Raw genomic sequence first — 7,957 nt, 5'->3', positions numbered from 1 at the left:
CCGTTGCGCACGCCCGTCTCTTGCACGAAATATCCTCCTAGAACCCGCGACACTTAGCGCGGTCATGCTTTGGCGCCGTCGCGGTCACCRTGAATAATAGGCCATCCAGCCAAGGTTGGGCGACCTAATACTGATGAACGCTGGCGTTGCCAAGCCGATCCCGCAGGATTTGGTTTATTCAAGGACCGCGCCAAACGTCGCGCATGTCAGCTCTGAGCAGGCGCATCAAAAAATCACGAATGATCGCGCAACCAAATGCGCGTTTCGACGTTATCGGAGGTTATTGCGACGCACAATTCCCTTGGGCGGTCTATCGTACCTCACCCTCGCCGATCAGTGCGAACGGTCCCCACATCGCAGGATAGGCATTGCGCGGCGACGAGGCGTCGTCGAGATACGTCAACATGGCGCGGCGCAACGCTTGGGCACGACCGATGTTTGGTTCGTTTTTGAGCAGAGCGAAAGTCGACGTGGTCAAGCGGGTGGCAGCTTCCGAATCCACCGCCCAATGCGACACCAGCAGCGCGCGGGCGCCGGCATAGAAGAACGAGCGCGCCAATCCCGACAGGGCCTCTGCGCCGGGCTTGTCGCCAGCGATGGTGTTACAGGCCGACAGCACTACCCAATCCGCATTGAGCTTGAGCTGGGCGACTTCGCTCGCGGTGAGAAGACCGTCGTCGAGTTCGGAGGGCTGATCGGGAATGGAGAGCGCAAGCGAGGGCTCGCCCAGTCCCTTGACGTCGCCGGCGACGAGACCGTGGGTGGCGAAGTAGATGATGCTGTATTGAGCAAGCGCTGCACGCTTGAGCGTCGTTTCGCTGGCATCGCGGCCGAGATGGATGTCGACCTCGCCTGCGCCGACATCCCTGGCCACCGCGTTCAGCTCGTCGGCAGTGTCAGGCAGTTGCGGCAGCGCTTGCGCAAGCCGCGCACGATCGACGCCGGCGCCGCGCCAGAAGTCGGTATAGGCAATCGTCGCGATGCTGCGTGCCGCGACCTTGCCGTTCGCTGCGCGACGATCGGCCGGCCCTTCGGCTGCGGGGTTGAACACGGGATCGCCGAAGCCGGTCATTGGCTTGACGCCCTGATCCTTGCGCGCAAAGGCCCGCAGCGATTTCAGGCTGATCACCGACGGCAGCACCGAGACGGCCTGACGCCGCAACAGCCAGGCGGCGTTGCGATAGCCTTCGAGCTTGTCCGGGATCGCAGCTTGCGGCTTCTCGGTGACGAGCAGATGAAACGGCAATGCGGTCAGTGCCGCCGACGGCACCACCAGCAGGCTGCGCTTGTCCTTCGTCAGCGCTTCGACCGGGCCGAGCAGCGCGACATAGAGCTCGTTGGCGAGCGCGAGGTCGAACAGGCCGGATTTGCCGGAGGCATCGTGCGCCTTGCCGACGTCGAGCCCCTTGCGGAACGCCGACACTTTCCGCGCCAGCGCGTCGGCGCCGAGCGGAATCTCCCTCCAGTCGACGCCCTCGCGCGTGATCGCGATGACATAGCCCTGCTTGTCCACGACGGAATAGATCGTCATCGCTTCATCGGCCGACAGCAACGGCTGGATGTCCTTCACCGCGAGCGGCAGCGGATTTGAGAACGAGGCATAATCGGGAAACTCGACKKCGAGCGTCTTCTGCAACCCGGCGCGCTCGCTCGCGATCGCGGCGATCCGCGTGCGGCTGCGCTGCTCGGCCGCGACGTCGCGTTGCGCGGCTTGTTTGGACACCGCCGTGGTGATCGCCTTGTCGAGCGCCTCGGCCTCGGCCGCGAGATCCTGCTCCTTGCGCACGAGCTCGGCGAGCCGGTCGCTGCCGGCCGCAAGCCGCACCGCGAGCTTGTTCACGGCGGAGGCGGCGGAAGATTGCGTGCCGCGCTGGATCGCGGCCAGCGCCTCGTCCAGCGCCTTGTCGTCGGAGAGGAGATGCTGCTGCCGCGCGGAAAACAGGATCGGCAGCACCACACGCAGCTGTGCGCGGCCGCTGCGAAGCGTCCTTTCCGCCAGCGGCAGGGCATCGGCCGTGCGCCCGGAGACGTAGAGGAAATAGGCGAGGTTGCTGGTCGAGGTCACGACGTCGGGATGTTCCGGCCCAAGCGCACGCTCGCGGATCGCAAGGGCGCGCCGGTAGAGCGGCTCGGCATCGCCATAACGCTGCTGGTGCTCGTAGAGCCCGGCGAGATTGTTCAGCGAACGCGCGACGTCGGGATGATCCGGCCCCAGCACCTTTTCGCGGATCGCGAGCGAGCGCTTGATCGGCGCCTCGGCATCGGCATCGCGGTTGAGGTCGCGATCGACCTGACCGATGTTGTTCAGCACCGTGGCGACCGCGGGATGCTCGGGCCCGGCGGCCTTCTGATAGATCGCGAGCGCCCGCTGGAACAGCGGCTCGGCGTCGGCAAAATGCTCCTGCTTCACGTAGAGCGTGGCGAGATTGTTGAGGGCCTGGCCGACATCGGGATGCTCGCGCGACAGCGCCTTTTCGCGAATGGCCAGCGCACGCTTGAACAGCGGCTCGGCTTCAGTGAAGCGGCCCTGTCGCTGATACAGCGCGGCGAGGTTGCTCAGCTCGGGCGCGATCAAGGCGGTGTCGAGGCCGAGCGACTTCTCCATCAGCGCGATGGCGCGTTTGTAGATCGGCTCGGCGAGGTCGTCGCGCCCCTGGCCGGCATAGACCTGGCCGAGATTGTTGAGCGCGGCGGAGAGTTCGCGACCGTCGTTGCCCTTCTCCAGGCTCGCCACCATGGCCTGCGCCAGCGGCAGCGCTTCGGCATATTTGCCGGCCTGGTTGAGTGCGTTGATCCGCGCGCCCTGTGCGGCGAGATCCGCCTTCTGGGCAAGACCGGGCGTGGCAAGCGACGTGGTGATCGCGAGCGCCAGACCCGCGGCCAACGCCAAACGACGATGTGTCATGAGCCCTCTCGCTGCCAATCCCGAACCGGTCACGGTGTTGGGTCGCAGCGATGGGCGGCGGCGTTCAAAGGGTTGCGCTCTGGTCCACCTTCATGCGCGCTTCGCCCGCGAGGCGAACCAGCATCTTGCGGAGCGCCGTGCCATCGGTCACCCGCTCCGGAAACTCCAGCCGCAGCGCGGTCTGGCCGTCCTGCATGTCGAGGCCTTCAGGGTCACAACCGGTGCAGCGCCAGTCGCCGGCAGCGGCGCCGAGCAGCCTGGTCGCATAGAGGCCCATGGCGTCGCGGTGGTCGGCATTCATGTGCTCTACCGCGCCCTCCTCCGCCGCCAGCAGGTCCTCGGCACCGCTGAGGTCGGTGAGGAACTGCTCCGGCTTGAGGTCGACGATCCGGCCGAARCCGGCCACCAGATGGGTTCCCGTGGGCCGGATCCTGAAGAACGAAAAATCCTTGAACGAAACAAAGGCTTCTGCCGACGGGTGGGCATTCAGATACCGCCGCTGAAGCAGATCCGTCTCGGCGCCGGCCTGCTCCGCCCGGCCGGACAGCATGATCCGGGCGCCCTCCAGCGGATCGCCAGCGGCACGCTCGTCCAGCATCAAGGAGACCCGGCCATCTGCCAGAATGTTCCTGGTGTGCACGGCCAACCCCGAGATCAGCAGGATCGGCGAGCCATCCGGGTGGCTCGCCAGATTGACCAGGGAACAATAGGGATCGCCGCTGCCCACCATCAACGTCGCGAGAGCGCCCTGCCGCGACCGCCTGAGCAGCGATTTGGCGAGCTTTCCGGGGTCGAAATCGGGGGTCGGTTGCATGGGCTTTCTCTGGTCAGGTGGTTGCAAAGGGGGTCTTTTTTCGGCTAAACGGGGATCCGGTTATGGGTCGGGATGCGGCGAATCTGCCGTGTTTCGTGGAACTTGGTCACACTTCAGCCCAGCTTGCATTGCTCGGTGACAAAGTTCGAACGCCAAGTTCGGGACCCATGTATGCGGCGCATCACTGGATTGCTCGCCGTTTCAAGCCACGACCCAAAACGGAAAGCAGAAAGCAGAGGCTCATGCCCACAATCGCTTTGGTCGACGACGACCGCAATATTCTCACATCCGTCTCGATCGCGCTGGAAGCCGAAGGCTACCGCATCATGACCTACACCGACGGCGCCTCCGCGCTTGACGGTTTTCGCACCACCCAACCGGACCTTGCCATCCTCGACATCAAGATGCCGCGCATGGACGGCATGGAGACGCTGCGCCGTCTCAGGCAGAAGTCCGACCTGCCGGTAATCTTCCTGACCTCCAAGGACGAAGAGATCGACGAGCTGTTCGGCCTCAAGATGGGCGCCGACGATTTCATCCGCAAACCGTTTTCGCAGCGGCTGCTGGTCGAGCGCGTCAAGGCGGTGCTGCGCCGCTCGGCGCCGAAGGACCCGACCGTCGCGCCGAAGGAGAACGACGCCAAGGCGCTCGACCGCGGCCTTTTGCGCATGGATCCCGAACGCCATACCTGCACCTGGAAGAACGAGCCGGTGACGCTGACCGTCACCGAATTCCTGATCCTCCAGGCGCTCGCGACCCGGCCCGGCGTGGTGAAGAGCCGCAATGCGCTGATGGACGCCGCCTATGACGATCAGGTCTATGTCGACGACCGCACCATCGACAGCCACATCAAGCGGCTGCGCAAGAAGTTCAAGGTGGTCGACAACGAGTTCGAGATGATCGAGACGCTGTACGGCGTCGGCTATCGTTTCAAGGAAGCCTGAGGCAGCAGGCGCCTTCACGAATGTCCGGAGCATTGCCGGTTCTCGTTCCATCGGGACCGGGATGGCTCTAGGATGCGGGGACCTTCGCACGAGCTGTCCTAACGCGGGCGTAAGCATTGCTGGACCGAACGCAGCCTGACCCGAACCAGAGCGCCGAGGATATCGCATCCGACGGCGTTCCGGAGCACGTTGCCGAAGACAAGCCGGCCGCGCAGGGCTGGCGGCCGCTGAACTGGCTGAAGCGCGCCGGGCAGTTCTTCTTCGCACTGTCCTTCTCGAGCCTGACCCGCCGCATCGTCTCGCTCAACCTCGCCGGCCTCGTCGCGCTGGTGGCGAGCATCCTGTACCTGTCGCAATTCCGCGCCGGCCTGATCGACGCGCGCGCGCAGAGCCTCCTGGTGCAGGCCGAGATCATCGCCGGCGCGATTGCAGCGTCCGCGACCGTGCAGACCAACGCCATCACCATCGACCCCGACCGGCTGCTCGACCTCAAGCCGGGCGAGACCTATGGCGGGTCGGACGACTATTCGCCGCTGGACTTTCCGATCAATCCGGAGCGCGTGGCGCCGGTGTTGCGCACGCTGATCTCGCCGACCAAGACCCGCGCCCGCATCTACGATCCGAACGGCAGCCTGCTGGTCGACAGCCGCAGCCTCGATACCGTGGTGCGCCTGCCCCTGCCGTCGCTCTCCGCCGAGAAGCCCGGCATCGTCGAGCGCGGCATGGTCGCGGTGCGCACCTGGCTGAACCGCGGCGACCTGCCGCTCTATCGCGAGCTCGGACCCGAGAACGGCAATGGCTATGCGGAAGTGGCCGATGCGCTCCACGGCGAGAAACGCTCGATGGTGCGCGTCAATCCGCGCGGCGAGGTGATCGTCTCGGTCGCGGTCCCCGTGCTGCGCTCGCGCGCCATCCACGGCGCGCTGATGCTGTCCACCCAGGGCGACGACATCGACCAGATGGTCACCGCCGAACGCCTCGCCATCCTGAAAGTCGGCGGCGTCGCCGCCGCGGTCATGATCATGCTGTCGCTGCTGCTCGCCAGCACCATCGCCGGTCCCGTGCGCCGCCTCGCCGACAGCGCCGAGCGCGTCCGCCGCCGCATCAAGACCCGTGTCGAGATCCCCGACTTCACCCGCCGCCGCGACGAGATCRGCCATCTGTCCGGCGCGCTGCGTGACATGACCAATGCGCTCTACAGCCGCATCGAGGCGATCGAGATGTTCGCCGCCGACGTTGCGCACGAGCTGAAGAATCCGCTGACCTCGCTGCGCTCCGCGGTCGAGACGCTGCCGCTGGCGCGCAACGAGAACAGCCGCGCCCGCCTGCTCGAGGTGATCGAGCACGACGTCAAGCGGCTCGACCGCCTGATCTCGGACATCTCCGACGCCAGCCGGCTCGATGCCGAATTGCAGCGACAGGACGCGGTTCCGGTCGATCTGCGCCGCCTGCTCGGCACGCTCGTCTCCGTCGCCAACGAAACCAAGCTCGGCCACGACGTCGCTGTCGAGGCGCGCTTCGAGGGCCGCGGGCCGAGCGACACGTTCGCCGTGACCGGCCACGACTCACGGCTCGGCCAGGTGGTCTCGAACCTGCTCTCCAACGCGCAATCCTTCTCGGAAGCCGGCAACAAGGTGCGCCTCACCTGCCGCCGCGTGCGCGGAGAGATCGAGATCGTGATCGACGATGACGGCCCCGGCATTCGCGATGACGCGCTGGAGCGCATCTTCGAGCGCTTCTACACCGACCGTCCGCATCAGGGCTTTGGCCAGAACTCCGGTCTCGGGTTGTCGATCTCCAAGCAGATCGTCGACGCCCATGGCGGGCGCATCTGGGCGGAGAACCGCCCCGGCCCCATGGACGCCGACGGCGAGCCGACGGTCGCCGGCGCGCGCTTCGTGGTGAGGCTGCCGGCGCTATGAGCGACGGCGGGCCCAGCGTGCACGCCTCCGCGGTCAAGGTCGGGAATCTGGCAGTGCTGATCCGCGGCCCGTCGGGCTCCGGCAAGTCGCGCCTTGCCTTCGATTTGATCATGGCGGGCCGCGCCGGCGTGGTCGAAAGGGCCGTTCTGGTCGGTGACGACCGTGTCCATCTGGCGACAGTCGGCGATGAAATTGAAGTCCGCCCCGCGCCGCCGCTGGCCGGCCTGATCGAAATCCGGGGCCTCGGARTCCGCCGCTGCGACTTCGTGGAGCATGCGACCGTCGGCCTCGTGGTCGACCTTGACGCCGCGGACGCGGAACGGCTGCCGCCGGCCGAATCCCTGAAAACAAGCATTTTAGGTGTCGAAATACCGCGAATCCCGGTTAGCCGCGACTATTCGCCCCTCCCACTGGTTGTCGCGGCCTTGACCACTACCAAGAGTTCATCTTCCGTTAATCCCTCAGGCGATTGTTTGAAGGGAAATGGTAACCATATGAACCCCACTATCGCGACCGAATAGACCGGCGCAGCTCCCCTTATCCATCCGTCTAAGTTCAGGGAGATACGCAACATCCCCTCTTGCGCAGGGGCTCTGGATGGTCAAAGTGGCGCGTTCGTGCGGTGCACCAAAAGCGCCCGCGAGGAGTTTTCCGATGATTGGTCTAGTACTTGTGACCCACGGGCGCCTTGCCGACGAATTCAAGGCAGCGCTTGAACATGTCATGGGCCCACAAAAGCAAATCGAAGCGATTACGATCGGCGCTGAAGACGATTCCGATCTGTGCCGAAGCGACATCATCGAGGCGGTTAACCGCGTCGATTCCGGCGATGGCGTTGCGATCCTCACCGACATGTTCGGCGGCACGCCATCCAACCTGGCAATATCCTGCATGAGCCGGCCGAAGGTCGAAGTGCTCGCGGGCATCAACCTTCCCATGCTGGTGAAGCTCGCCAAGGTGCGCGAGGAACGCGCGCTGCCCGACGCGATCGCGATGGCCCAGGAAGCGGGTCGCAAATACGTCACCATCGCCAGCCGCGTGCTCGCCGGCAAATGAGCGACGACGCGCCGCAAGCCGGGACGGGCGTGCCCGCGGGCGCGATCTCCAAGGAGCTCCTGATCATCAACAAGCGCGGCCTGCACGCCCGCGCCTCGGCGAAATTCGTCCAGGCGGTCGAGCGCTTCAACGCGCAAGTGTGGGTGACGCGCGGCGGCGAGACTGTCGGCGGCACCTCGATCATGGGCCTGATGATGCTCGCCGCAGGACCCGGCACGACGATCACGGTCGCTGCGGCTGGTACGGATGCCGACGCCGCGCTCGCGGCGATCACCGAGCTCGTTGAAAGCAAGTTCAACGAGGAAGGGATTTAGGC

Annotated in this window: 7 protein-coding genes; 5 read left to right on the top strand and 2 right to left on the bottom strand. The window is 65.5% G+C overall.

Features of this window, described 5'->3' with window-relative positions:
* Window positions 1-310: 310 nt before the first annotated feature.
* Entirely contained in the window at window positions 311-2,905 is a 2,595-nt protein-coding gene (locus tag AC1D00_RS16790; protein ID WP_477011444.1) for a CHAT domain-containing tetratricopeptide repeat protein, read from the bottom strand.
* Window positions 2,906-2,969: 64 nt separating this feature from the next.
* Complete coding sequence (locus tag AC1D00_RS16785; protein WP_477011443.1) at window positions 2,970-3,719, bottom strand: HugZ family pyridoxamine 5'-phosphate oxidase; 750 nt, start codon at window positions 3,717-3,719, stop codon at window positions 2,970-2,972.
* A 242-nt stretch (window positions 3,720-3,961) separates the two neighbouring features.
* Between AC1D00_RS16785 and AC1D00_RS16780 the strand changes: the two genes are divergently transcribed.
* The 5 genes from AC1D00_RS16780 to AC1D00_RS16760 all read left to right on the top strand — a co-directional run bounded on the left by AC1D00_RS16780 (window position 3,962) and on the right by AC1D00_RS16760 (window position 7,955).
* Complete coding sequence (locus AC1D00_RS16780) at window positions 3,962-4,663, top strand: response regulator transcription factor (protein WP_008542552.1); 702 nt, start codon at window positions 3,962-3,964, stop codon at window positions 4,661-4,663.
* Between the two features lie 116 nt (window positions 4,664-4,779).
* Window positions 4,780-6,585 (top strand): stimulus-sensing domain-containing protein, encoded by a 1,806-nt coding sequence (locus AC1D00_RS16775; protein WP_477011442.1) that lies wholly within the window; start codon window positions 4,780-4,782, stop codon window positions 6,583-6,585.
* A complete protein-coding gene (locus AC1D00_RS16770; protein WP_477011441.1) occupies window positions 6,582-7,106 on the top strand; it encodes an HPr kinase/phosphorylase in 525 nt (174 codons plus the stop codon). The genes AC1D00_RS16775 and AC1D00_RS16770 overlap by 4 nt, the downstream gene beginning before the upstream one ends.
* 133 nt (window positions 7,107-7,239) lie before the next feature.
* Window positions 7,240-7,641 (top strand): PTS sugar transporter subunit IIA, encoded by a 402-nt coding sequence (locus tag AC1D00_RS16765; protein WP_011090868.1) that lies wholly within the window; start codon window positions 7,240-7,242, stop codon window positions 7,639-7,641.
* Window positions 7,638-7,955, top strand: coding sequence for an HPr family phosphocarrier protein (locus AC1D00_RS16760; RefSeq protein WP_135179300.1), 318 nt, complete (start codon window positions 7,638-7,640; stop codon window positions 7,953-7,955). The genes AC1D00_RS16765 and AC1D00_RS16760 overlap by 4 nt, the downstream gene beginning before the upstream one ends.
* Window positions 7,956-7,957: the final 2 nt, after the last annotated feature.

This window comes from Bradyrhizobium sp. P2_E8 (assembly GCF_056403875.1).
This window is presented reverse-complemented; position numbering and strand designations above follow the sequence as displayed.